The organism is Actinocrinis sp. (assembly GCF_035938995.1).
Taxonomy (GTDB): domain Bacteria; phylum Actinomycetota; class Actinomycetes; order Streptomycetales; family Catenulisporaceae; genus DASZGI01.
The window spans coordinates 1-25,146 of record NZ_DASZGI010000257.1 but is presented as its reverse complement, the minus strand read 5'-3'; the positions used below and the strand labels follow the sequence as shown (position 1 = coordinate 25,146).

17 protein-coding genes, 1 tRNA gene and 2 pseudogenes are annotated in these 25,146 nt (G+C 69.7%); 17 read left to right on the top strand and 3 right to left on the bottom strand.

Annotated features, from left to right (window positions below; all coding sequences use genetic code 11):
• Nucleotides 1–195, top strand: a pseudogene (locus tag VGZ32_RS17990) (oxidoreductase); the annotation flags it as partial.
• 447 nt (nt 196–642) lie between these two features.
• Here the strand turns inward: VGZ32_RS17990 and VGZ32_RS17985 are convergent.
• Nucleotides 643–1,455 carry an HAD family hydrolase gene (locus tag VGZ32_RS17985; protein WP_326887230.1) on the bottom strand — a complete coding sequence of 271 codons (813 nt, stop codon included), beginning with the start codon at nt 1,453–1,455 and terminating at the stop codon, nt 643–645.
• A gap of 1,010 nt (nt 1,456–2,465) precedes the next feature.
• Here VGZ32_RS17985 and VGZ32_RS17980 point away from each other — a divergent pair.
• From VGZ32_RS17980 to VGZ32_RS17955, 6 genes are all read left to right on the top strand, one after another.
• Entirely contained in the window at nt 2,466–3,461 is a 996-nt protein-coding gene (locus VGZ32_RS17980; RefSeq protein ID WP_326887229.1) for a hypothetical protein, read from the top strand.
• Entirely contained in the window at nt 3,458–4,753 is a 1,296-nt protein-coding gene (locus tag VGZ32_RS17975; protein WP_326887228.1) for a TadA family conjugal transfer-associated ATPase, read from the top strand. The genes VGZ32_RS17980 and VGZ32_RS17975 overlap by 4 nt, the downstream gene beginning before the upstream one ends.
• A gap of 269 nt (nt 4,754–5,022) precedes the next feature.
• On the top strand, nt 5,023–5,706 hold the full coding sequence (locus tag VGZ32_RS17970; protein WP_326887227.1) for a hypothetical protein: 684 nt from the start codon (nt 5,023–5,025) through the stop codon (nt 5,704–5,706).
• Nucleotides 5,703–6,551 (top strand): type II secretion system F family protein, encoded by an 849-nt coding sequence (locus VGZ32_RS17965; protein WP_326887226.1) that lies wholly within the window; start codon nt 5,703–5,705, stop codon nt 6,549–6,551. Before VGZ32_RS17970 ends, VGZ32_RS17965 begins: the two co-directional genes overlap by 4 nt.
• A gap of 27 nt (nt 6,552–6,578) precedes the next feature.
• Nucleotides 6,579–6,812 (top strand): DUF4244 domain-containing protein, encoded by a 234-nt coding sequence (locus tag VGZ32_RS17960; protein ID WP_326887225.1) that lies wholly within the window; start codon nt 6,579–6,581, stop codon nt 6,810–6,812.
• Nucleotides 6,813–6,847: 35 nt separating this feature from the next.
• Nucleotides 6,848–7,438 carry a TadE family type IV pilus minor pilin gene (locus VGZ32_RS17955; RefSeq protein WP_326887224.1) on the top strand — a complete coding sequence of 197 codons (591 nt, stop codon included), beginning with the start codon at nt 6,848–6,850 and terminating at the stop codon, nt 7,436–7,438.
• Between the two features lie 399 nt (nt 7,439–7,837).
• On the opposite strand, the gene VGZ32_RS17950 is transcribed toward VGZ32_RS17955, so the two are convergent.
• Both VGZ32_RS17950 and VGZ32_RS17945 read right to left on the bottom strand, forming a co-directional pair.
• The gene (locus VGZ32_RS17950) at nt 7,838–8,254 is read right to left on the bottom strand and encodes a hypothetical protein (RefSeq protein WP_326887223.1); all 417 of its coding nucleotides are present in this window, start codon (nt 8,252–8,254) and stop codon (nt 7,838–7,840) included.
• Between the two features lie 75 nt (nt 8,255–8,329).
• Nucleotides 8,330–10,651, bottom strand: a complete 2,322-nt coding sequence (locus VGZ32_RS17945; RefSeq protein WP_326887222.1) for a DEAD/DEAH box helicase — start codon at nt 10,649–10,651, stop codon at nt 8,330–8,332.
• A 151-nt stretch (nt 10,652–10,802) separates the two neighbouring features.
• Between VGZ32_RS17945 and VGZ32_RS17940 the strand changes: the two genes are divergently transcribed.
• From VGZ32_RS17940 to VGZ32_RS17895, 10 genes and pseudogenes are all read left to right on the top strand, one after another.
• Nucleotides 10,803–11,144, top strand: a complete 342-nt coding sequence (locus tag VGZ32_RS17940) for an anti-sigma factor antagonist (protein ID WP_211465825.1) — start codon at nt 10,803–10,805, stop codon at nt 11,142–11,144.
• Between the two features lie 304 nt (nt 11,145–11,448).
• Nucleotides 11,449–12,054 (top strand): ATP-binding protein, encoded by a 606-nt coding sequence (locus VGZ32_RS17935; protein WP_326887221.1) that lies wholly within the window; start codon nt 11,449–11,451, stop codon nt 12,052–12,054.
• An 850-nt stretch (nt 12,055–12,904) separates the two neighbouring features.
• Nucleotides 12,905–15,253 (top strand): sodium-translocating pyrophosphatase, encoded by a 2,349-nt coding sequence (locus tag VGZ32_RS17930; protein WP_326887220.1) that lies wholly within the window; start codon nt 12,905–12,907, stop codon nt 15,251–15,253.
• A gap of 215 nt (nt 15,254–15,468) precedes the next feature.
• Complete coding sequence (locus tag VGZ32_RS17925; RefSeq protein ID WP_326887219.1) at nt 15,469–16,992, top strand: DUF7059 domain-containing protein; 1,524 nt, start codon at nt 15,469–15,471, stop codon at nt 16,990–16,992.
• Nucleotides 16,993–17,218: 226 nt separating this feature from the next.
• A complete protein-coding gene (gene topA / locus VGZ32_RS17920; protein ID WP_326887218.1) occupies nt 17,219–20,011 on the top strand; it encodes a type I DNA topoisomerase in 2,793 nt (930 codons plus the stop codon).
• 109 nt (nt 20,012–20,120) lie between these two features.
• A complete protein-coding gene (tmk, locus tag VGZ32_RS17915) occupies nt 20,121–21,419 on the top strand; it encodes a dTMP kinase (protein ID WP_326887217.1) in 1,299 nt (432 codons plus the stop codon).
• The gene (locus VGZ32_RS17910; RefSeq protein ID WP_326887216.1) at nt 21,412–22,737 is read left to right on the top strand and encodes a DNA polymerase III subunit delta'; all 1,326 of its coding nucleotides are present in this window, start codon (nt 21,412–21,414) and stop codon (nt 22,735–22,737) included. The genes tmk and VGZ32_RS17910 overlap by 8 nt, the downstream gene beginning before the upstream one ends.
• A gap of 156 nt (nt 22,738–22,893) precedes the next feature.
• On the top strand, nt 22,894–24,420 hold the full coding sequence (locus VGZ32_RS17905) for an alpha/beta hydrolase (RefSeq protein ID WP_326887215.1): 1,527 nt from the start codon (nt 22,894–22,896) through the stop codon (nt 24,418–24,420).
• A 58-nt stretch (nt 24,421–24,478) separates the two neighbouring features.
• Nucleotides 24,479–24,552, top strand: a tRNA-Thr gene (locus tag VGZ32_RS17900).
• 237 nt (nt 24,553–24,789) lie between these two features.
• Nucleotides 24,790–25,146, top strand: a pseudogene (locus tag VGZ32_RS17895) (IS982 family transposase); the annotation flags it as partial.

The window sequence follows — 25,146 nt, the reverse complement described above, 5'->3', positions numbered from 1 at the left end:
CTGGACCCGCAGTCGTTGACGGTGCCGGAGGTGGGCTTCGTCGAGCTCGGAATCCACGCGCGGCGAGAGGCGCTTGCCGGATATGCGTCGGGCGACGCTTCGGGTGTCTCGGGATGGCTTACTCATTGCGCAACCGCATTGGTTCATGGAGCCCAAGAATCGACCGCTGTGTGCGAATCACTGATGCGTGGATAAACCAGTGTGACTGATGTGGCGGCATCTCTGCGCCATTCAGGTGAAGCGAGGGTATTCACCCGGTGCCCGGCTTTCCAAGTCCGCGCATCCGTCCTACAAAGGAAGTACGGCCCGCGAGACCGCTTCTTGAGGAAGGCTGGGAAGTAGAAGTCATAACGGCCACACGGACCGCGCACGAGGCCCGAGAACCCACGCGCGACCGACCCGCGTTGGGGCCCGTCGAGACAGCCCCACCGGCACCGACCGGCGGCGGACTGATCTGACGAATTAACCGGTGCACGCTTGGTACCTCGGACATCGCGCACGCCGACGGCGCCCCTGACAGGAATCGGGGCGCCGTCACTCTTGTCTGACTTATCTGACGGCGATCCCGGTCTCAGAGAGACGGACGTGCCTCGGTCGGCTCGCCGCTTGCCGCCACGCGCGACCTACCGCGTGCCCGTGCCGCTACGACCGCTTCTTACGCGCGTACCAGACGATTCCGGCCGCCGCCGTTCCCACGCCGAGCGCCGTCGCCGCCAGCACCGGCTTCGAAGGCAGGTTGAGGTTCGCCATCTTGGCCCGCAGCGACACCGGATTCGCGAAGACGAGGATCGGCCAATCGCGGGCCACCGCCTCCTTGCGCAGCGTCCGATCCGGGTTAACCGCGTGTGGATGCCCTACCAGCTCAAGCATCGGCAGGTCTGTGGCCGAGTCGCTGTAGGCGTAGCAGCCTTCCAGGTCGTATCCCTCGGTCTCGGCGAGCGTCTTGATCGCGGTCGCCTTGCCGTCCCCATAGGCGTAGAACTCGACGTCGCCCGTGTATCGGCCGTCGACCACGACCATGCGGGTGGCGATGACCTTGTCCGCGCCGATCAGCTCGCCGATCGGCTCCACGACCTCGGCTCCGGAGGAGGACACGATGATGACGTCCCGGCCGGCGGCCTTGTGCTCCGCGATCAGGTCGGCGGCCTCCTGGTAGATCAGCGGGTCGATCAGGTCGTGCAGCGTCTCCGCGACGATCTCCTTGACCTGGCCGACGTCCCAGCCGGTGCACAGGGAGGAGAGGTACTGGCGCATGCGTTCCATCTGGTCGTGGTCCGCGCCGCCGACGAGGTAGACGAACTGGGCGTACGCGGTTTTGAGCACGGCGCGCCGGTTGATCAGCCCGCCTTGGTAGAAAGAGCGACCGAACGCCAGCGTCGAGGATTTGGCGATGATCGTCTTGTCGAGGTCGAAGAACGCCGCGGTGCGCATCGGCTGGGACTCCTCAGCTTCCATCGCCGGTGGACAGTGACCGAAGCCTACGCGGTGCGGCGCGAGAATCGGAAAGCGCGCGATGGACTCGGGAGGTGCGCGGGATGTATGGCAGGTGCACGGCGATCCAACGGGTCGTCACGGACGTGTCACAGCGGCGCCCGGGCGCCGGGCGGCGGGAACCGTCCGCAGGAGTTCCGCGATCTTTCCGCCGCCACCCCGCGGTTCGTGCGATAGCTTCGTCCGGTGGTGCCAATTCGTGCGTGCCGGGCTGGAGCCAACATTCTGTTGCCTAACACTCTTGACGGCGTGAGCAAAATGCACGAAAGTCGAGTCCAGCCCGCTGACCTGACTACTCTTCGTAATTGAGAGACCGGACATCCCGTCCGCCGATTTGCACGCTGTGGCGCGGCCGCCCATTGCCTGAGGAAATCCCAGCTCAGGCGCCCCACAGTCATCATTCGGCGTAATCAGTCACGCGCCAGTTTGCCTTCTGAGTCCATCGGGTACACCATGGAAGTCACGGATCGTTCGCGACCGTGCAGCCTCGACCCGGCTCCTCCCCCCCGAGTCGCGTCGAGGTGACGACCCCCGCTCTCCCCCCCGGCGGGGGTCGTCCTTTTCTCCGAACGACCCGGTCAACACCTCGACGAACCCGGTCAGCGTCTGAATAAGATCAGTGTCTGAATAAACCGGCTCTGAATTAACCAGGACTGACTGACCCGAGTCCGGTGAATCGGCCGGTGTCCGACCAACCTGATCAACGCCCCCCGCCGTGCGTCTCCGGCGCCCCCGAGTCCCGGCCGCTGGCCCGCGCATCGCCGACTCAGGGCCCTTCACCATTCTTCCCCGCGGGTTCACCCTCGCGTCCCGTCCCTCATCATCGAGCGCTGGTTCACCCGCTCGGTCGCCTACGTTTTCCACAGGGGTTATCCACAGCTTCGACGAAACGTCTGGCGCTGCCCTCGATCCATGTCTCACCGTAGTTGTGCGGACACATTCCGCAACGACGGCGGATTTGGAAGGGGAGCGCCATGCAGAGAAGACCAGAATTCGGCGAGCCCGGAACCCGTGGTGCGCGCGGGTCGTCCGGACTGTTCGAAGTCGATCCCGACCTGATGGCGGCGGTGGATCGCGCGGTCGGGAGAAACACGGTGGGGAGAAAGGACTTCCCCGCCGCGCGATCTTTCGCCGACGTGCCGGTTGACCTTGGCGAGCGACCATCCGTCCGACCCCGCGGACCGCACGGACGCCGGGACGACGGCATCCCACTCGTCGTGGTTGTAGGTGGCTGCGGTGGCGCCGGAGCCTCCACGCTCGCCGTCTGTCTCGCGGTCACCGCCCTCGAACTCGGCCGCGCCACCGCACTCTTCGACGCGGACCCGCTGGGCGGAGGACTCGACAGCCTTGTCGACGTGGCCGCCGCCACCTCGCCCGCGAGGCGGGCCAGCGGGCGCGACGGCGGGCATGGCGAATGGCCGCAGGATCTCGATCCGCCGCGCTGGCCGCACCCGGGTCGTCGCCGGCCCGCAGGTGAGCTCTCGCTCGTCAGCTGGACCATCCGCGACGGCGAGACCATCCCGGTCACCGGAATGCGCAATGCGCTGCGCGATCTACGCCGCGAGACCGACCTCGTGGTGATCGACTTGCCGCGGGCGATCGACGACTCGGCGCAACTCGCCCTCTCCGAGGCCACGCACTCGCTGGTCATCGCACCGGTCTCCGAGCGTGCGGCTGTAGCCGCCTCCCGGCTCCTGCCCAAGCTCACCGCCGTCGGGCCGCGCCCGGAGTTGGTCGCGCGCCTTCCCGGGCGTGACGACATGACCCCTCGCGAGTTCGCCGATCTACTCGGCCTGCCGCTGGCCGGAGTGGTGCGGCCGCTGCGGGGGCGCGGCTACGCTCCCGCCGATCCGCTCAGTCGGCTCGCCGGCCGCTCCACCGTCTCCCTCAACCGTTTCAGCCGCCGCTTCATCGAGCGCTGCTCGTGGGGCCGACCGGGCGCTGCGGACCTAAGTGGGGTGGCCGCGTGAAGCAGCAAGGCCACATTGCGGCGCCGACGGCAGCGCGTGTCCGGGGCACGAGCCGACGAGAGCAGCACCCGAACTCGGACGGCGCGATGGGCGCCGTACGCGATCAACTCGCTTCGGGCGCGCTCCCACCCGAGATCCCTGCGGTCGTCTCCGCGCTGCGCGCCTCAGGTTGTGCGCTCGGCACCGAGGCAGTGCAAGCGCTGGCGGAATCGCTCTGTGAGCAGGCTCTCGTGGCAGACCCGATCGCAGGCCTCCTCCTCGACCCCCACATCACCGACGTCATGGTCAACGGACCCGAGGAGATCTGGGTCGAACGGGCCGACCGGCTTGAGCGGGTCGGGGCCGCATTCGCCGACGAGGCTGCCGTGCGCCGCTACGCACAACGCCTCGCGGTCCAAGCAGGCCGCCGCTTCGACGACGCCTCGCCGTTTGTGGATGCCCGTCTTCCCGACGGCACGCGCCTGCACGCAGTCCTGCCCCCGCTCGCCATCAAGGGCACGACGATCTCGCTGCGGATCCCGCGTCGACGCACGTACACGCTGCCGGAACTGCAAGAGCTCGGCGCGGTCAACGACGAGGGTGCATCCGTCCTCGTCGAGATCGTCCGCAAGCGCCTGCCGTTCCTGGTAACCGGCGGCGCCGGCACCGGGAAGACGACTCTGCTCTGTTCCATGCTGTCGCTCGCCGACCCGAGCGAGCGCCTCGTGATCGTCGAGGACTGCGCCGAACTCACCCCGGACCACCCGCACGTGGTGCGCCTCGAGACCCGGCCGCCCAACCAGGAGGGCCGCGGCGAGGTCACCGTCAGGGACCTGATCCGGCAGGCACTGCGCATGCGACCGAGCCGCATCGTGCTGGGCGAAGCCCGTGGCGGCGAGATCATGGACCTCTTCACCGCGCTGAACACCGGCCACGAGGGCGGCTGCGGCACCCTTCACGCCAACCGGCCCCAGGACATCCCGGCGCGGATCGAGGCCCTCGCCCTGCTCGCCGGGGTCTCCCGCGAAGCGGTCCACAGCCAGGCATCAGCCGCGCTGCGGCTCGCCCTCCACCTGGACCGCGACCAGTTCGGCCGGCGCTACCTCCAATCCATCGCGGTCGTCCGGCGCCGCGGCGCGGTCGGACCGATCCAGGCCAGCCTCGCGCTCACCTTCGATCGGACCGGACAGACCCGGGAATGGATCGGCTACCCGCTGCTCCAGGAGGAACTCGACCGATCCGAACAGCCCGACGAATCCGCCCTCGGCGTCCCGCACTCGCGCGACTCCCGGCAGACCAAGGAGGCGTCGTGACCCGCCGCGCCTCTACCGAATCGAAGTCCGTACTCCCTGCGCAGCGGCCGATTTCATCCGCACTCGCTTCACGCACACCTGGCCGCCTTCGGGCGCGACGGCCCTCATCGCGGTCATCTCAGCCTTCTGCGCCCGACTACGCTTCCGGCCGCCTCGCGTCATTGCCACCCGGCGTGTCCGCGCCGCTCATTCCGTCCATTCCGATCTTGCCTGTCCTCGTCGTCGGCGTCTTGATCGGTGCCCTTGGCTCTCTCGCAGCTCACTCCGTCATGCCGGCGGTTCTCGTGCCGGCCGTCGTGCTGCTCATCCGATCAAGACTTCTTCGCAGCAGGCTGCGTGCCGCCGAAACCGAACAACGCGCCGCCGTGGTCGACTTCTGCTCCTCGCTCCGCGCGGAACTCCAGGCGGGGCGCCAGCCCTCGGCAGCGATCGCCGACGCGGTCTGGTGTCGCCCGGAACTGCGCGATCTCGCCGAAGCCTGCTCACGACCCGCGGCAGCCCACGAAGATCCCGCCGACCTGCTCAGCATCGCCGCACACACGCCCGGCCGTGAAGGGCTCGGGGCGCTAGCGGCGTGCTGGCGGGCCACCGAGCGCCACGGCGTTCCGCTCACCGAAGCGGTATGCGGAATCGAAGACGGGCTGCGCGCCGAGCAGCAGCGGCGCCAGAGCCTCGCCGCGGAACTCGCGGGGGTGAGGGCCACGGTCACGATGCTCAGTGTGCTGCCCGGATTCGGGCTCGCGCTCGGCTCCGCGCTGGGGACTGATCCGTTGCACACCCTGCTGGCCCGACCGGTGGGCGAAGCGTGCCTGGTGATCGGGCTCCTTCTCGAGGCCGCCGGTCTGCACTGGACCGACCGGCTCGTGAACTCGGCACTCCAGGCGCCGAGACGCACTCCCCGCCGGATCCATATCAGAACCCGCCGATTCCAGTGGGTCAGGAGGGCGTCATGAGGCCGTCGCTTCCCGAGACCGTCTCGGAACCGCAGGTCGCCCGCATCTGGCTGGCAGTGCTTCGTCAGTCGGGACCATCCATCCGGGCCGTCGAGGTGGCCTGCGCCGTCTGTCTGGTCACCATGGCCGTTTTCCTGCGCTGGGGCCCCATGCGCTCGCACGTCCGAGGCGGATGGCGCCAGGCCACGCGGGAAACGACCCGGTGGCTGCCCCGACCCCGGCGACCCGATCGGCGACAGGCGCTCGGCGCGATCTTCGGTGGCTGCACGATCGGATTCCTGGTCGGCGGCACGACGGGGGTGGTGGTCGGCGCCGGGTGCTGCCTCGTCATCCTGGCCGTCAGCTCCCGCCGACTGTCCGAGCGAGACCTGCGTGCCCGACAACGGCTGACCGCGGCCGCACCTCCGGCGGTGGACCTGTTTGCCGCAGCGCTCGCCGCTGGGCTCCTCCCCGCGGACGCCGCGACAGTGGTCGCGACCGCGTTCGCGGCGAACGGCCCCGACGACCCGCTCCACACGATCGCACGACGTTTCGCCGAAGCAGCCGCCGCACTTCGCGATGGCGCGGAACCCGAAGCCGCCTGGCGCCCGCTCATGGTCGACGGAGCCACCGCAGCGGTCGGCGCAGCAGCCCTCCGCGCGTCCCGGACCGGCGCACCCGCCTCACTGACCGTCGCCAAGGCTGCCCGCGATCTGTGGGGCGCCGCAGAGCACGCGGCACAAGCGCAGATCCGCGCGGTAGCCGTTCGCTCAGTTGCGCCCCTCGCCCTCTGCTTCCTGCCCGCGTTCATCGTGCTCGGCGTCCTGCCGACCGCGATCGGCCTCCTGGCCGAGCTCCAACCCTGAATCCCAGCCAGTCACAAGGAGAACTCCGTGCGCTCGTCTCGCCGCTCGACCTCACCCCACCGCTCGGCTGCCTCCCGCCGCCGCGGCCTGCCCAAGACTCGACGCTTCGGCGCCCAAGCGGGCACCACCACGGCCGAATACGCCATCGGCACACTTGCCGCCTGTGCCTTCGCCGCCCTGCTCTACAAAATCATCACCAGCGGCTCTGTCTCGGCACTGCTGTCCGGGATCATCCACAAGGCACTGGGGTCCGTGGGATGAACCGAATCAGACCGGGCAGACGCAGATCCGGGCCAGTGATCTCTCAGACGGACCCGGCTCGACACGCCGACATCCCAGCCGCGCCCCTGAGTCTCCAGCGTGCGCAAGGGGAGATCGCCCGACACGCCCGCGCCCTGCTCGCGATTCCGGTTCGCCCGGGCGCGCAGGCGGAGTTGGCGCAAGGCGCCAACGTGCCGTCCGGATTCCCGCATCGCCGCGGCGCCCGGGCGGAATCCCGGCAACGCGGCTTTGTCACCGCCGAAACCGCGCTGGTCCTGCCGACCCTGCTCGGCCTCGGCTTCGCGCTCGCCTTCGTGATCGCCGCCGTGGCGGACCGGATCCGCTGCGCCGATGCCGCGTGGGAGGCTGCTCGAGTCCTTGCCCGCGGGGAATCCGCGGCCGTCGCTGCTCAAGCAGTGCATCAGCTTGCCCCGCGCGGCGCGTCGATGTCCGTCGACGACTCGGGCGGCCACGTCTCGGTACAGGTGTCCACCGCACTCGCATTCGGCAACGCGATGCTTCCCGTCCTCCACGTGGACGGCCGGGCGCAAGCGGCCTGCGAGCCGGGCACGTCGTGTGCGTCTGTCGACGACTCCGCAGCGGGCGCCACCGAGAGGCGGCCCTGAATGTCTTCTACTCTGGCGCCGCCTAACGCGTCCTCCACCCTCGCGCCGCCTCCCGCACCCACTGGTAGCCGCCGCAGTCGCCGTCGCCGACTCATCAATCGCGGTCAGACCGGATCGGCCACCGTGTGGACAGTCGCGATGATCATGTTGGCGTCGGGTGTCGCGGGTTGTGCGCTGGTGTGGATCGCCGCAGTCGCGGCTCGACATTCCGCGGAAAAGGCCGCCGATCGATCGGCTCTGGCTGCCTCTGGCGCAGCGGTCCATGGCCTGCTGGCAGGCGGAAGCCCGGAAAGCGGCGACCCTTGTGGTCACGCTGCCATCGAGGCGGTTGCAGCTGGGGCGAGCGCACGCTCCTGTTCCTGCGATGCGCTCGACTGCACCGTCTCCGTCGCGGTCCCGCTACCCGCGCGGTGGCTGCTCGGGCGCGTTCTGTTTGGAGCCGACGTCGCCACGGCCGTGTCGCGTGCTGGGCCGATCAGTGATGCGCCGCTCGCCGGGCCCGGACGCAGCGTGCGCGGGTACGACCGCGAAGCCGAACACGTCGGCCAGGGCTGGCGATTGGACGGCGTCCGTTCGTCCGCCCGGGTGTCTGCCCCGGCCCTTGAGGGTGGCGAGTTGGGCGCCGCGCTCCCGGGATCTGCGGATGCCCGCAGCCAACAACCAGGCCGCGGCCAGCAGAGCCCAGGTGCAGATCGCGCCGGTCAGGAAGATCTGAGCGCTCGTCGTGTGCACCGACACGCCGAAGAAGGCCAGCGTGTCCGGGGTGTTCGACTCAGCCACCACACCGCCGGTCACCAGGATCACAGCAAGGATCACGCCAACGCCCACGGCTACCACAGCCCACCTCCTGACTTGTCCCCGACCGGACTAGTGTCAAGAAGTGATTACCCTTCAGCGGCCCTCGAGCAGTACGCCAAGCAGGCGAATCGCGCCCAGCTTGTCCAACGGTTGGTTTCCGTTCCCGCATTTGGGCGACTGGACGCAGGAAGGGCAGCCGGCCGGGCACTCGCAGGCGCGGATCGCGTCCCGCGTCGCGGCCAGCCAGGCCCGGGCCTGCTGGTACCCGCGCTCGGCGAAGCCCGCGCCGCCGGGCAGGCCGTCGTGGACGAACACGGTCGGCAGACCGGTGTCGGGATGCGCGGCGGTGGAAAGTCCGCCGATGTCCCACCGGTCGCATTGGGCGAACAGCGGCAGCAGACCGATCGCCGCGTGTTCAGCGGCGTGGGCGGCTCCGGGGATGTCCGGCCCGGCGAGATCCGCCTCGACCAGTGCATCCGGGGTGACGGTCCACCAGACGGCCTTGGTCGCCAGGGTGCGCGAGGGCAGGTCGAGCGGATCCTCGCCGAGCACGGCGCCGGTCACGGCGTCTCTGCGCAGGTAGCCGACCACCTGGTTGGTGACCTCCACCGCGCCGAAGGACAAGCGCGTCCGGGGGCTCCACGTCTCGCTGCGCTCCTCGCGAATGACGCTCAGCACGCTGGTCTCCCGGGCATGAGTGGTGTAGCCGGGTTCCTTAGCGGCGACGACAGCGATCGACGTCTCCAGATCCAGGCTTTCCACCAGGTAGGTCACACCCTGGTGCAGGTACACCGCACCGTCGTGCACGGTGGAGTGGGCCGCCGCGGCGTCCACCTGCCCCAGCAGACGCCCGGTCGCCGATTCCACGATCCGCACCGGGGTGCCGCCGCTGCCGCGCAGATCGGCCAGGTCCGCCGCGCGCTCGGGGCGCGTCCAGTACCAGCCACCCGCGCGCTGCCGAAGCCAGCCGGATCGGCTCAACTCAGTGGCCAGCGCGGGGGCGCCCGGCCCGAACAGATCCAGATCGTCCTCAGTCAGTGGGAACTCGGCAGCAGCCGCGCACAGGTGGGGCCACAGCACGTAAGGGTTGTCGGGGTTGAGCACCGTTCCCTCGACGGACTTGCCGAACAACGCCTCCGGATGGTGCACCAGGTAGGTGTCCAGCGGATCGTCCCGGGCGACCAGCACCGCCAGAGCGTCCTCGCCGGACCGGCCTGCGCGCCCGGCCTGCTGCCAGACGGAGCCGCGGGTGCCGGGATAGCCCGTCAGCAGGACCGCGTCCAAGCCGGCCAGGTCGACCCCGAGTTCGAGTGCGTTCGTGGCCGCGACGCCGAGGAGGCGTCCGGACACCAGATCTGCCTCAAGCGTGCGCCGGTCCTCGCGAAGGTACCCGGCCCGATACGCCGCGATTCGGGCCGCGGCCGCCGCGTCCGCCTCGCCCACCTGTTCCCGGGCGATAAGCGAGACCAGTTCGGCCCCGCGCCGCGATCTGACGAACGCGACGGTGCGCACGTCGTCCCGGACGAGATCGCCCAGCAGCGAAGCCGACTCGGCGATCGCGGACCGCCGGACTGGCGCGCCACCCTCGCCCCGCCGCTCGGTGAGTGGCGGTTCCCAGAGGGCGAAGAGCAGCTCGCCATGCGGGGAACCGTCGTCGGTTACGGCGGTTACCGGCAGCCCGGTGAGGCGGGCGGCGGTGTCCTCCGGTTCGGCCGTCGTAGCCGAGGCGAGGGCGAACACCGGGTCTGCGCCGTAGCGCGCGCAGACCCGGCGCAGGCGGCGTAGCACCGCCGCGACGTGCGAGCCGAGCACGCCTCGGTACGCGTGGCACTCGTCAACCACCACATATCGCAGGCGCCTGAGGAAGGGTGCCCAGCGCCGGTGGTCCGGCAGAAGGGAGTAGTGGAGCAGATCCGGATTGCTGAGCACGAACGATCCATGTTCGCGGATCCATTGCCGTTCTTCCGTGGTCGTGTCTCCGTCGAGGCACGCCGCGGGGGCCATCGGCAATCGCAGATCACGGATGCGGCGTGCCTGGTCAGCGGCCAAGGCTTTCGTCGGGGCCAGATACAGGGCCGTGGCGCCGCGCCGCGGACCTGACGCACCGTCGAGAAGGCCGGACAGCAGCGGAAGGAGGTAGCCAAGCGATTTGCCGGACGCGGTCCCGGTCGCCAGCACGACATGGTTGCCGTCGTGTAGCGACTGGGCCGCCGCGGCCTGGTGGGTCCACGGCCGCTCTGCGCCGAGCGCCTGGAAGGCGGCCACGACCCTCGGGTCGGCCCACTCCGGCCAGTCGGCGTGCCGGGCCGGGCGTGCCGGCACGCGCTCGACATGTGTCACCGCGTCAGCCCGCTCGGTGGGGCTGATCCGGACAAGTCGGCGAAGGATCTCCTCAGCGGACCGGGTTCGTGGCATCGTGTTCAACAGAATGCACCAGGAAGAGAGAATGACACTCCTCGCGGTGAACCGCTCGCATACCGTCGTCAGGTGTGGGCGCGGAGTGATTGAATGCGTACCCGCCCCCTTCCCCCAGGGGGATGTCGCACGGAACAGTGCTGGAGGACCCGTGGATCTGAACCTGTCGACCCGGCACGAGGGTGACCGCACGGTCATCGAAGTCGGCGGCGAGATTGACGTCTACACGGCCCCGAAGCTGCGTGAGCAGCTGGTGGACCTGGTGAACCAGGGCCGCTACCACCTGGTGGTGGACATGGAGGCGGTGGACTTCCTGGACTCGACCGGTCTGGGCGTTTTGGTTGGCGGGTTGAAGCGGGTGCGGGCGCACGACGGCTCGTTGCGGCTGGTGTGCACCCAGGAGCGGATCCTGAAGATCTTCCGGATCACCGGGCTGACCAAGGTGTTCCCGATCCACACCACGGTCGAGGATGCGATCGCCGCCACCGACTGAGCGGCTGCCCACCGTCCGCCGGACGTACCGAGCGGCGGCGCTCCCCGCGCCGCCGCTCGCCGGGCCGGGCGGTCCGAGAAGCCCCGAGGCCTGTCGGCCGCCGCCCGGCACGGCCATCCGACCCGGCGAAGTGGCCGGGCGGGGCAGCGTGAACTCTTCGAATCGAAGATCAGGCGGCGACGGACGGTCGCGCGGCAGGATTCCCGCCGCAGGCCAAGGCCGTCGTCGACAGCCGGTCGGGTCGAAGGGTCGGCACGCGAACAGGGCGACGCAACCGACCACCGGAACACCGCGGGAGGACCACATGACGGGCGTACACGCCGCCGACTCACTCACCCCCCTCGAATCGGAGCCCGGAGGCCAGGCGCAGGAGACCTCCCCGGGTCCGCAGGTCGCTCCTGAGCACTCGGGCGCTCCGGTGGTCCTGCGCTTCGCACCGTTGCCCGAGCACGTCCGTACGGCGCGTCTGGTCGCCGTCGCCTTGGCGCGGCGGGCCGGGGTGGAGGACGGGTTGCTCGACGAGGTGCGTCTCGCCGTGGGGGAGGCGTGCTCGCGCGCTGTGGGTCTGCACCGCGCCGCGGCCCCGGACGTCCCGGTGGTGGTCCACCTTGACGACGGCCGCGAGCGGTTCGGCGTCGAGGTCGTGGACGCGGTCAGCGGCGGCCCGGTACCCAAGGCCGAGGACAGCGGTTCCGAGGTGCGGGAACAACAGCAGGAGCAGGGACAGGAAGAGGAAGCGTCGGCGGATAAGTCCGCGGACGACGCCGGACTGGGCGACGACGGCGACGGCGCGGAGATGGGCCTTGCGGTGTTGCGTGGCCTGGTCGACGACCTCGAGGTGCGCCTGACCACCCAGGGCGGCGTGATTCGCATGGGCTGGCCCGTGGACGGTCCTCGCTTCGCCAGCTGACCGCGACACGCTCGATCCTCGGCAGAGACGAGGCTCAGGCGGCGGTCGCGGGAGTTCAGCGCAGGTGCGGCGGGCGCGCTGTCGCGAAGTACTGCGCCGTGAAAGGCGTCACGGAGCCGACGACGCACGTGCGTTGTGGCAGACACATCTGACGGCAGCCACTCCTACGCAGCATCCAGGAGCGCACACCTACGCAGCGTCCGGGAGCGCAACTACGCGGCGTCGAGGAGCGCACACCTACGCACCGTCCAGAAGCACACCTGCGCGGCGGTTTCTGTGCACGGTTCCCTTGCGGGGCTGCCCTATGCCGTTCTGCTGCAGTTCTGCCGCCGTTCCGTTACGCGCCTTTACGCGGCTCTACAAGCTTGACCCGCTGATCGCGCCACGGCTCCCGCCTCTTCTCCCTTCTGCCGCGTCTCCGTCCGTCCCACGCGTACTCTCCGCGCTGGTTGCGCGCTCACCACTTCGAGTGATTCTCACGAGGTCGGGGGCTTAGGACCGGTTCCGCTCGCCCTGTCGCGGTCGCGCGGGCCGGAAACCGGCCCTAACCTGGTTGTTTCGGAAAAAGTGCGGTCGGGCAATGGAAAATGGTGTTTTGCAGTCCCCGTACACGATGAGACACGCGTCACATGCCGTTCTGTATCGAAATTCTCAAGAGGCGCTGGTATGCGCCGCGGGACGTGCGTAAACTCCGGCCCACCGATCGAACCGCCATGGCAGGCGGTCGGTCGATGCGATGGCAGTACCGGTACTAAAGCCCCGTACTGACAGGCGCCGGGCAGCGTTCCTCGTGTTCCTGCCGGTAGCTCTTGTGACGCGCTCACGGGGTACCCACGTCAAGGAGGACGGAATGTCCCGGCTCGCCGAGCCGCATCTGGCACTGGCCGCCCCGACCGTTTCGGGCGGCAATCTCACTTTGGTGGTCGTCGTCGCCGTGATCGCCCTCGCGGCGCTCGGCGTGGCCGGCTACCTGGTCCGCGAGGTCCTCGCCGCGAGCGAGGGCACCGACAACATGAAACGCATCGCGGCAGCGGTGCAGGAAGGCGCATCCGCCTACCTCGCCCGCCAGTTCCGCACCCTCGGCGGGTTCGCCGTGGTGGCGTTCTTCCTGTTGCTGGCGCTCCCGGCGGACAACTGGAGCGTGCGCATCGGCCGCTCCGTGTTCTTCCTCATCGGCGCCGGGTTCTCCGCGATCACCGGCTACGTCGGCATGTCGTTGGCGGTCCGGTCCAACGTCCGCGTCGCCGCGGCGGCGAACGAGTCGGGGGCCAACCGGGCCACCCGCATCGCTTTCCGCACCGGCGGCGTGGTCGGCATGTTCACCGTCGGCCTGGGCCTGCTCGGCGCCTCGATCGTCGTGCTGGCCTACAAGAGCGAGGCCCCCAAGGTCCTCGAGGGCTTCGGCTTCGGCGCCGCGCTGCTCGCGATGTTCATGCGTGTCGGCGGCGGCATCTTCACCAAGGCCGCCGACGTCGGTGCGGACCTGGTCGGCAAGGTGGAGCAGGGCATCCCCGAGGACGACCCGCGCAACGCCGCCACCATCGCGGACAACGTGGGCGACAACGTCGGCGACTGCGCCGGCATGGCCGCGGACCTGTTCGAGTCCTACGCGGTGACCCTGGTGGCCGCACTGATCCTGGGCCTGGCCGCGTTCGGCTCCAAGGGCCTGGTCTTCCCGCTGATCGTGCCCATGATCGGCGTGCTGACCGCGGTGATCGGCATCTTCGCGGTCTCGCCGCGTCCGAACGACCGCTCCGGGATGGCCGCGATCAACCGCGGGTTCTTCATCTCCGCGGCCGTCTCGATCGTCCTGGTCGCCGCCGCCGCGTTTAGCTACCTGCCCAGCTCCTTCGCCAGCCTGGACGGCTCTGCGTCGGTCGGCCACGTCGGCAACCCGCAGCTGATCGCGCTGGTCTCGGTGATCATCGGCATCGTCGTCGCGGTGGCGATCCAGCAGCTGACCGGCTACTTCACCGATACGAACTTCCGTCCGGTCAAGGACGTCTGCAAGACCTCGCTGACCGGCCCGGCGACCGTCATCCTGTCCGGCGTCTCGCTCGGCTTGGAGTCGGCGGTCTATTCCGCGCTCGTCATCGGCGCGGGCGTGTTCGGCGCCTACCTGCTCGGCGGCGGCTCGATCGCGATCTCGCTGTTCTGTGTCGCGATGGCCGGTACCGGCCTGCTGACCACGGTCGGCGTGATCGTGGCCATGGACACCTTCGGCCCGGTCTCCGACAACGCCCAGGGCATCGCGGAGATGTCCGGCGACGTCAGCCCCGAGGGCGCGCGCGTGCTGACCTCGCTGGACGCGGTCGGCAACACCACCAAGGCGATCACCAAGGGCATCGCGATCGCGACCGCGGTGCTCGCCGCGACCGCGCTGTTCGGCTCGTTCCACGACGCGATCACCGAGCAGGTGGCCAAGAAGAACATCCCGGCCGCGTCGCTGAGCGAGCAGTACCGCGGCGTCCTCGACATCGCCGACCCGCGCAACCTGGTCGGCTTGCTGATCGGCGCCGCGGTGGTCTTCCTGTTCTCCGGACTGGCGATCAACGCCGTCTCCCGGGCCGCCGGCGCGGTGGTGTTCGAGGTGCGCCGGCAGTTCGCCGAGATCCCCGGGATCATGGAGGGCACCGGCCGCCCCGAGTACGGCCGCGTCGTGGACATCGTCACCACCGACTCGCTGCGCGAACTGGTCACCCCCGGCCTGCTCGCGGTCATGGCGCCGATCGCGGTCGGCTTCTCGCTCGGCGTCGGCGCGCTCGGCTCGTATCTGGCGGGCGCGATCGGCACCGGCACCCTGATGGCGGTCTTCCTGGCCAACTCCGGCGGCGCCTGGGACAACGCCAAGAAGCTGGTCGAGGACGGCAACTACGGCGGCAAGGGCTCCGAGGCGCACGCCGCAACGGTCATCGGCGACACCGTCGGCGACCCGTTCAAGGACACCGCCGGCCCCGCGATCAACCCGCTGATCAAGGTGATGAACCTGGTCTCGCTGCTGGTCGCCCCGGCCATCGTGAGCCTGTCGATCGGTTCCGGTGCGAGCACTCCGGCCCGCATCGGCATCGCGCTCGCCGCCCTCGCCGTGATCGTCGTGGCGGTCTGGAACTCCAAGCGCAAGTCGATCGCGGTGAGCGCGCAGGTCCCGGGCCAGAGCAGCTCGGCGGACGAGGAGAACGGCGCAGTGGCGCACGTCTGACCCGGCCCGCGTGCTGACAGGCGCGCGGTCCAAAAGATTCGGAGCACACGGCCGTAGGCGGTTCGACACCGCCTACGGCCGTGTGCCATTCCCAAGGCGTCCCCGGACGGTCTAGGGCACCCACCAGTGGCTTCGAGCGGCGGTTTCGCGCGGCTCGTGAGACTGTCACCGGGCGGGGACCAAAGGTGGGCACGCGATTGCCTAGAGTGCTCCCTGTGACCGAGCTGATGACGGATCCGCACGCGATCGAGCGCCTACGCGAGGCGCTCATCAAGGCCCAGTACACGGTGGACGGCTGCCTTGAGGCGCTGGGGCCGACGGCGTACTCGGCGCTCTCCCGCAACGAGTCGGTCGCCGCATCGCGCGCGGTGCGTGCCGACGACTCGCCCATCGGCACCCTGATCAAGCTCTTCGTGCTTCAGGAGACCGTCCCGCGCGACGCCGCGGAGCGCACGCTCCCAATCGACGACGCGCTGACCGGCGGACTGCTCGCGCACGAGCGCGCCGACGACACCGTTCGAGCGCTGGTCGACATCCGCCCCTACGGGGAGTCCGACGTGGACTGGTGGCTGGTGTCCGACCTCGGCGCCGGCCTGGTCACCGGTCGCTCGGTCGCCATGCGGCCGGACTACGTGCTCGGCGTCGGCGGCGCGTCCACCACCCTCGCGCAGCTCACCGTCCGCGAACCGGTCTCCCGCGCGCTCGACGTCGGCACCGGCTGTGGCGTCCAGGCGCTGCACCTATCGCGTCACGCGGCCGAGATCGTCGCCACCGATGTCAACCTCCGTGCGCTCAAGTTTGCCCGGCTCACCGCGGCCCTCTCCCTCGACGACCGCGAGGCCGCCCGCATTGACCTGCGTCCCGGCAGCCTCTTCGAACCGGTGCGGGACGAGCGCTTCGACCTGATCGTCTCCAACCCGCCGTTCGTCATCTCCCCCGAGTCGGCGCAGGGCCACGGCCGCTTCACCTACCGCGACGCCGGCCTGCCCGCCGACGAGCTGTGCCGCCGCTTCCTCGAGCAGGTCCCGGCCCGGATGTCCGAGGGCGGCTGGTGCCAGATCCTGGCCAACTGGGTGCACGAGCAGGGCGTGGACTGGCGTGAGCGGGTGGCCCCTTGGGTGCGGGCCACCGGCTGCGACGCCTGGGTGATCCAGCGCGAGGTGCAGGACCCCGCCGAGTACGCCGAGCTCTGGCTGCGGGACGCCGGGGACCACGGCACCCCCGACTACATCATCCGCTACCAGGCGTACCTCGACTACTTCGAGGCCAACCGGATCGAGGCGATCGGCTTCGGCTGGATCACCCTGCGCGCGAGCGGGGCCGACGTGCCGACGCTGCGTCTGGAAGAGCTCACCGGCCGTGTCGATCAGCCGCTCGGCGCCCTCGTGCCCGGCTGGTTCGCCCGCCGCGCCTTCCTGCGTGGCACCTCGGACGAAGAGCTGCTGGCGGCCGCGCTCCGGGTCCCGCCGGACCTCGTGCTGGAGCAGACCGCACGCGTCGGCGAATCCGGCTGGACCCCGGAATCCACCAGGATCACCCAGGTCAGCGGCCTGTACCGGGCCGGCGACATCGACCCGGTCGGCATCGCGCTGCTCGGCGCCCTCGACGGTCTGCGTCCACTCGGCGCCGTGCTCGACCGGATCGCCGGGGAATTCGGACTGGCCCCTGAGGCGCTACGTGAAGGGGGCCTGGACACCGTCCGGTCGCTGATCGAGGAGGGGTTCCTGAACACCCCCTGAACCCCGGTCACGGGCGCGGCGCGACCATGGGGCGTAACCACGGCGTGTCGGGGCGTACTCTGGTCAGCGAGTCGTGCCGTGCGGGGCGTCCCGCCGATCACGGGACGGCACGGCGAGCGGGTGATTCCAGGCACGCGGATAGGGGTATCCCTTCGCGCGTGCCACCGACCGGTCAAGCGGACCGTGGCCCGCCATCGAGGACAGGAAGCAGGAAGGACGGACGACTGTGCCGCCGAGCAGCCAGGCCGGGACCGACGGGATCGCGCGACGCCGCCTCGTCATCGTCGAGTCTCCGGCCAAAGCCAAGACGATCAAGGGGTACCTCGGCCCGGGGTACACCGTCGAGGCGAGCGTCGGGCACATTCGCGACCTGCCCACGACCGACACCAAGCACAAGATCCCGGCCGACGTCGCGGCCAAGCCGTGGGCGCGGCTCGGGGTCGACGTCGACCACGACTTCGAGACCGTCTACGTCGTCTCGGATGGCAAGGACGATCAGGTCAAGCGGCTGAAGGCGCTTCTGAAGGACGCCGACGAGCTCTACCTGGCCACTGACGAGGACCGCGAGGGCGAGGCCATCGCCTGGCACCTGGAGCAGGAGCTCAAGCCGCGCATCCCGGTCAAGCGGATGGTCTTCCACGAGATCACCAAGGATGCCATCCAGCGCGCCGTGTCCAACCCCCGCCAGATCAACATGCAGCTGGTCAGCGCCCAGGAGACGCGCCGGGTGCTGGACCGGCTCTACGGCTACGAGGTCTCGCCGGTCCTCTGGCGCAAGATCACCAACGGCACCTCGGCCGGCCGCGTCCAGTCGGTCGCCACCCGCCTGGTGGTGGAGCGTGAGCGGGAGCGGATGGCGTTCGTCCCGGCCGCCTATTGGGACCTGACCGGTCTGTTCGACACCGGCCGGGCGGACGAGGACCCGCACACCATGCTCGCGCGCCTAGCTTCCATCGGCGGCGTGCGGGTCGCCCAGGGCCGCGACTTCGGCTCGGACGGCGTGCTCAAGTCCCGCGGCGAGGTCGTCCATTTGGATGAAGCAGCCGCCCGCGCCTTGGTCGCCGCGCTCGCGGACACCGCCTTCTCGGTCACGTCCGTCGAACGCAAGCCGTACAGGCGTGCGCCTTATGCTCCGTTTCGCACGACGACGCTCCAGCAGGAGGCGAGCCGCAAGCTCGGTTTCGGCGCGCAGCGGACCATGCAGGTGGCGCAGAAGCTGTACGAGAACGGCTTCATCACCTATATGCGTACCGACTCGATCACGCTTTCGGAGACGGCCATCGCCGCCGCCCGGGCGCAGGTCCGCGACCTCTACGGCGCGCAGTACCTGCCCGACGCGCCGCGCCGCTACGAATCGAAGGTGAAGAACGCGCAGGAGGCGCACGAGGCGATCCGCCCTTCCGGCGACTCGTTCCGCACTCCCGCGCGGACCGGGCTGAGCGGCGACGAGTTCCGCCTGTACGAACTGATCTGGATGCGCACCGTCGCCTCCCAGATGAAGGACGCGACCGGCCACTCGGTGACCGTGCGTATCGGCGGCGACGCCTCGGACGGCCGCGCGGTCGAGTTCACCGCCTCCGGTAAGATCATCAGCTTCCACGGCTTCCTGAAGGCGTACGTCGAGGGCTCGGACGACCCCGAGGCCGAACTCGACGACCGCGAGCGGCGGCTGCCGTCGGTCGAGGAGGGCCAGGCGCTCACCGCCGCCGAGTTGGAAGCGGAGGGCCACTCCACGAAGGCCCCGGCCCGCTACACCGAGGCCTCGCTGATCAAGGAGCTGGAAGACCGCGAGATCGGCCGCCCCTCGACCTACGCCGCGATCATCAACACGATCCAGCGGCGCGAGTACGTGTTCAAGAAGGGCACCGCGCTGGTCCCCTCCTTCCTGGCGTTCTCGGTCGTGGGCCTGATGGAGAAGCACTTCTCCTCGCTCGTGGACTACGAGTTCACCGCGCACATGGAGGAGGACCTGGACCGGATCGCCCGCGGCGAGGCCGAGCAGGTCCCGTGGCTCAAGCGCTTCTACTTCGGCGACGGCACCGACGACATGGAGGGACTGAAGGCACTCGTCACCGACTTGGGCGAGATCGACGCCCGTGAGGTGAACACCTTCAAGGTGGGGGACGGTGTCTTCCTGCGGGTCGGCAAGTACGGCCCGTACGTGGAGAAGATCGGTCCGGACGGCACCCCGATCGCCCGCGCCAACGTGCCCGAGGGCATCGCGCCAGACGAGCTGACCGCGGAATTGGCCGAGGAACTGTTCTCCCGGCCCTCCGGCGACCGCGAGCTCGGCGTGGACCCGGCGACCGGGCGCACCATCGTCGCCAAAGCCGGACGGTACGGCCCCTACGTGACCGAGATACTTCCGGACGACGTCCCAAAGACAGGCAAGAACGCGGTTAAGCCGCGCACCGGCTCGCTGTTCAAGGACATGTCGCTGGACGAGATCGACCTCGACACCGCGCTGAAGCTGATGTCCCTGCCCCGCGTCGTGGGCGCTGATCCAGAGACCGGCGAAGAGATCACCGCGCAGAACGGCCGCTACGGCCCCTACCTCAAGCGCGGCACCGACTCCCGCTCGCTCGCCGGCGAGGATCAGATCTTCACCGTTACGCTCGACGAAGCGCTGGCGATCTACGCGCAGCCCAAGGCCCGCGGCGGGCGCGGCACCGCGAAGCCGCCGCTGCGCGAGTTCGGCGCCGACCCGGTGTCCGGCAAGCCGATCGCGGTCAAGGACGGGCGCTTCGGGCCGTACATCACCGACGGCGAGACCAACATCACCGTGCCGCGCGGCACGACGATCGAGGAGCTCACCGAGCAGCGGGCGATCGAGCTGCTCGCGGAGAAGCGGGCGAAGGGCCCGGCGCCGAAGAAGAAGAGCGCCTCGAAGAGCGCGGCGAAGAAGACGGCCGCGCCGAAGAAGGCCGCCGCCAAGACTGCGTCGAAGACCGTCGCGAAGAAGGTGGCCGCCAAGAAGACCGCGGCCACGTCCTCCGCGTCGAATCCCGGCGCCTCCTGATCCAAGATCTTCAGCGCGGCGCCACGGAACGCCGCCGCAGGTCGATCCGCCGCCGTCCCCGCTGGGAAGTACCCTGTTGGGCGTCGGAGAGGACGGAGGGCTGGCCACCATGCGGGGCAGGATGAACCGGCTGCGCGAGACCGTCGCACGGCGGTCCGACCAGACGCAGCCGCGCGGTCAGAAGCATCCCGGCTGGTTCATCGCGATCGAGGGCGGCGACGGGGCCGGCAAGTCGACCCAGATCGCGGCGCTCGCGACCTGGCTGCGCAAACGCGGCTTCGAGGTGGTGACCACGCGCGAACCCGGCGGCACTGAGGTAGGCGCCCGGCTGCGCGAGATCCTCCTGCACGCCCGCGACCAGGGCCCGGTTGGCGCCCGCGCCGAAGCCCTGCTTTTCGCCGCCGACCGCGCCGAACACATCGAGAAGGTGGTGCGCCCCGCGCTGGTGAACGGCGCGGTCGTCGTCACCGACCGGCACGTCGACTCCTCCATCGCCTACCAAAGTGGGGGTCGGGGCCTGTCCGCCGACGACGTCGTCGCGCTGTCCGCGTTCGCCACCAAGGGTCTGCGGCCCGACCTGACCGTGCTGCTCGACCTCGATCCGGCGATCGCGTGGGAACGGTCGCAGACCCGAGCCGACGCGCCGGACAAGCTCGAGGCCGAACCCGCCGAGTTCCACGCCCGGGTGCGCTCGGTGTTCCGGGCTCGCGCCGCCGCCGACCCCGGCCGCTATCTGGTGGTGGACGCGGCCGAGCCGGTCGGGGTGGTCACCGCGATCATCGAGGACCGGCTCGAGAAGCTGCTTCCACTCTCGGCACGTGAGGCGCTGGCTGCCGAGGAGACGGAGCGATCGCTGCGCGCCGCGCGTGAGGCGGAGGAACGCGAGCAGCGCGCCCGCAAGGAGGCCGAGCGCGCGGAAGCCGAACGCAGGGCCGAGCAGCGCCGTGCCGAGGAAGCGGCCGAGCGGCAGGACGCAGAACGCCGACGCGCTGAAGCCGAGAAGGCCGCGCAGGAGCTCGCAGCCGAGGAACATCGGCGCCAGGCTGCGCTGGAAGAGGAGAAGCGCCGGCAGGAGGAGGCCGACCAACGCGCTGCCGCGCTACGCGAGAAGGAAGAGCGCATGCAAGTCCTCGCCGATGCCGAACGTCGCCGTGAGAACGAGATGGCTGTGCGCAAGGCCGAGGCGCTGGCGAAGGCCCGTGCGCGGGATCAGGCGATCCAGGACCTCGCCGTGCGTGCGTTGCCGCCCGGGGACACGAAGGCGGTTCCGGTCGACCTGAGCCAGACTCAGGTCCTGCCGAACCGAGGCGACGTCGACACTGACGAAGACGACGAGGACGATGACGCGCCACGCGGCCGCTGGCGCCTGGGCAGACGAAAGCGGCGCGAGGACGACGACGATGACTGAGCCGCGCGATGTTGATTCGACCGGCGTTGATTCGACCGCTGTTGATCCGAATGGCGTTTATCCGGACAGTGTTGATCCGAACAGAGCACCTCCGCACGCCGCCGGTTCGGTCGGCGGGATCTGGTCGGAGCTGATCGGTCAGGACCGCGCGGTCGCGCTCCTCCACGCCGCCGCACTGGCCGCTCGCGCCGTCTTGGCCGGACGCGAGGGCGCCGCAGTCTCCGCGATGACGCACGCATGGCTGTTCACCGGTCCCCCCGGCTCGGGACGCTCCACCGCCGCCCGCGCGTTCGCCGCCGCCTTGCAATGCGAGGACGACCACACCCCTGGCTGCGGCCAGTGCCAAGACTGTCATACCGCCTTCGCTGGTACGCACCCTGACGTCACCCTCGTCACCACAGACCAGCTGACGATCGGCGTCGACCAGACGCGCGGGCTGATTCTCGGCTCCGCGATGTCACCCTCCCGCCGCCGCTGGCAGGTCATCGTCATCGAAGACGCCGACCGCCTCACCGAGGGCGCAGCCAACGTCCTGCTCAAAGCGATCGAGGAACCCGCGCCGCGCACCGTCTGGATGCTGTGCGCGCCCTCCACCCAGGACATGTTGCCGACGATCCTGTCGCGCTGCCGCCACCTCGCCCTGCGAACTCCGTCCCCTGATGCCATCGCAGACGCCCTTAGCGCGCGCGAGAACGTCAGCCGCGAGCAGGCCTATGCCGCCGGACAGGCCGCCCAAGGGCACATCGGCCGCGCCCGTGCCCTGCTCCTCGATCCGGCGGCCGTTGCGGCCCGCGACGAAGCCCTCAGACTCCCTGCCGAGGTCGCCGACATAGGCCGTGCGCTTAGGGCAGCTCAGGGACTGGTAGACGCGGCTGCGGCTGAGGCCAAGGCGGTCAGTGAAGCGCTCGACGCCAAGGAGACCGATGAGCTTAAGGTCGCCCTCGGCTACGGACAGGGCAAGGGCTCGGGAAGCGCCCGGGGTGTCTCAGGCTCGGCCGGCATCCTCAAGGACCTGGAGACCCGGCAAAAGCGCCGGGCGACCCGTACGCAGCGCGATGCCCTCGACCGTGCGCTCGTCGACATCGCCGCGTTCTACCGAGACGTGCTGGCGCTGCAACTCGACCCCGCGGGCAGCGCCGCGATCCGACCCGTCCACGCCGACCGCGCTCAGCAGGCACACTCCCTCGCCGCCTCTTCGACCCCGGAAGCCACTTTGCGACGCATCGAGGCGGTCCTCGAAGCGCGCGAGGCGATTGCTGCGAACGTGGCCCCCCTGCTCGCCGTCGAGTCCATGGCGCTCACGCTCCGGGCGGCATAGAACCCCGTTCGGCGTAGCCTAGGCCTGCGCGATCTAGGGAAGGCGCTCATCGACTGATGAGACGACCGAGATATGAAGGGGGCGTCGATGCAGCGCTATGCACATTCACGGCGCGTTTCCAAAGGCCGGCGCTTCGGCGGGACGCGGTCCGGCCGGATGGTCCTGACCGCTGTCGCGTTCGCCGCCCCCCTTGCGGCGTGCACGACCGCCAGTGGCCATACGGTCCCCGTCGCCAGCACGTCCAACCAGCTGCAAGGGAACGGCTACGGCGCCCCCGCCGGCCTCCAGCAGTTCTATACGCAGTCCGTCTCGCTCTCGAGCTGCGGCGGCGGGTTCCAGTGCGGCACCATCCAGGTCCCCCTCGACTACAGCAACCCGACCGGCACGTCGATCTCCCTCGCGATCGTCCGCAAGCCCGCCACCGATCTGGCGCACCGGATCGGCTCGCTCCTGGTCAACCCGGGCGGTCCGGGCGGCTCCGGGATCGACTACGCCAGGTCGCCCGACGTGGTCAGCGCCGCCGTCGCCGCCCGCTTCGACATCGTCGGGTTCGACCCGCGCGGCGTCGGCCAGTCCACCGCGGTGCACTGCCTCTCGGACCCGCAGATGGACACGTTCCTCAACACACCGCCCGACCCGAACTCCCTGGCCGAGCGCACCGACGTCATCGACCAGTCCAAGTCCTTCGCCGCCGAGTGCGCAGCGAAGACCTCCGCGAACCTGCTGCCCTTTGTCGGCACGATCAACGCCACCCGCGACATGGACATCCTGCGGGCCGTCCTCGGTGACAAAGACCTCTATTACCTCGGCAAGTCCTACGGCACCTACCTCGGCGCGGTCTACGCGGAGGAGTTCCCTACGCACGTCGGACACCTCGTCCTGGACGGCGCGATCGACCCCTCCCTCACCGCCGGCCAGCTCAACCTGGCCCAGGCGAAGGCGTTCGACGTGGCGCTGAACCAGTTCGCCAAGGACTGTGCGACAAGGTCTGACTGTCCGCTGGGCTCCGACCCGGCGGCCGGCATCGCCAAGCTCAAGGCCTGGGTTGACGGCCTCGGCGCGGCCCCGATCGCCGGCGACGCGACCCGCAAGCTCACCGAGGCCCAGGCGATGACCGGGATCGCGGTGGCCATGTACGACCAGACCTGGTGGGGCGACCTGCGCACGGCCCTGACCAGGGCGTTCACCGGTGACGGCTCGGCTCTGCTGACCATGGCCGACGTCTATAACAACCGGGTGAGCGGCCACTACCAGGGCAACGAGACCGAGGCGAACTTCGCGGTCAACTGCGTGGACCACCCGGATGAGGCGATCTCCCCGCAGCAGATCGAACAGGACCTCCCCGAATACGAGCAGGCCGCCCCCTTCTTCGGCGAGATGGTGGTCTGGTCGAGCCTGCCCTGCGCCTACTGGCCCGCGCGCCCCGACACCACCCCCCACAAGATCGCGGCAAAGGGCGCCCCGCCGATCCTCGTCGTCGGCACTACCAGAGACCCCGCGACCCCCTACACGTGGGCGCAGGGCCTAGCCGCCCAGCTCCAAAGCGGTCGCCTCCTCACGATGAACGGCGACGGCCACACGGCCTACCTGCGCGGCTCAACGTGCATCGACACAGCAGTGGATGCCTACCTGATCCAAGGCACCCTCCCCGCCCCCGGAACTGTGTGCAGCCAAGGCTCCTGAACCGGCTACACTTATGCCTCGGTCCGGTGATCGTCCCTCTCGACATCATCCGGTCCACGCCCCCTTAGCTCAGTCGGCCAGAGCGACGCACTCGTAATGCGTAGGTCATCGGTTCAATTCCGATAGGGGGCTCCGCTGTGACCAGGGCAGTCGTCTGCGCCAGGGCCGCATCAGCGTTTCCTGCGCATCTTCCAGTTGCACTACCGTGCCGCTCACCTGCTCTGGCGGAGTCTGACGCTAGAGCAGTCGGGGAGCCTGCTCACAGAAAGCTTGGCGAGAGATGCGACCGTGGAGCCGTCTGTGCCCGTCTAGACGAGAAGTTCCTAACGCAGCGGCCGTAGACGCGGCGAGGGCCTCGATGACCGGTGTGTGAAGACTGACATCGAGACCCTCATCACCGCACTGTACGTGAAGATCGACGACGAGTTGGTCACCGACCGCTGGTGCGGACGCCCGCCGCTACTCAGTGACTCGGAACTGGTGTGTCTGGCGGTGGCCCAGGCACTGCTGCAGGTGCGCAACGAGGCGCGCTGGCTGCGGTTCGTCGGCCAGCGCCTGGGCGCCCTTTTTCCGTACCGGCCTAAGCGCCCCGGCTACAACAAGCGCCTGCGCGCCGCCCTACCGCTGGTCAAGCGGGTGATCCGGCTCCTGGCGCGGGACAGCGACTTCTGGCTGGACACGGTGTGGATCACGGATTCGACCCCGGTGCCGTGCGGGATGTCGCGG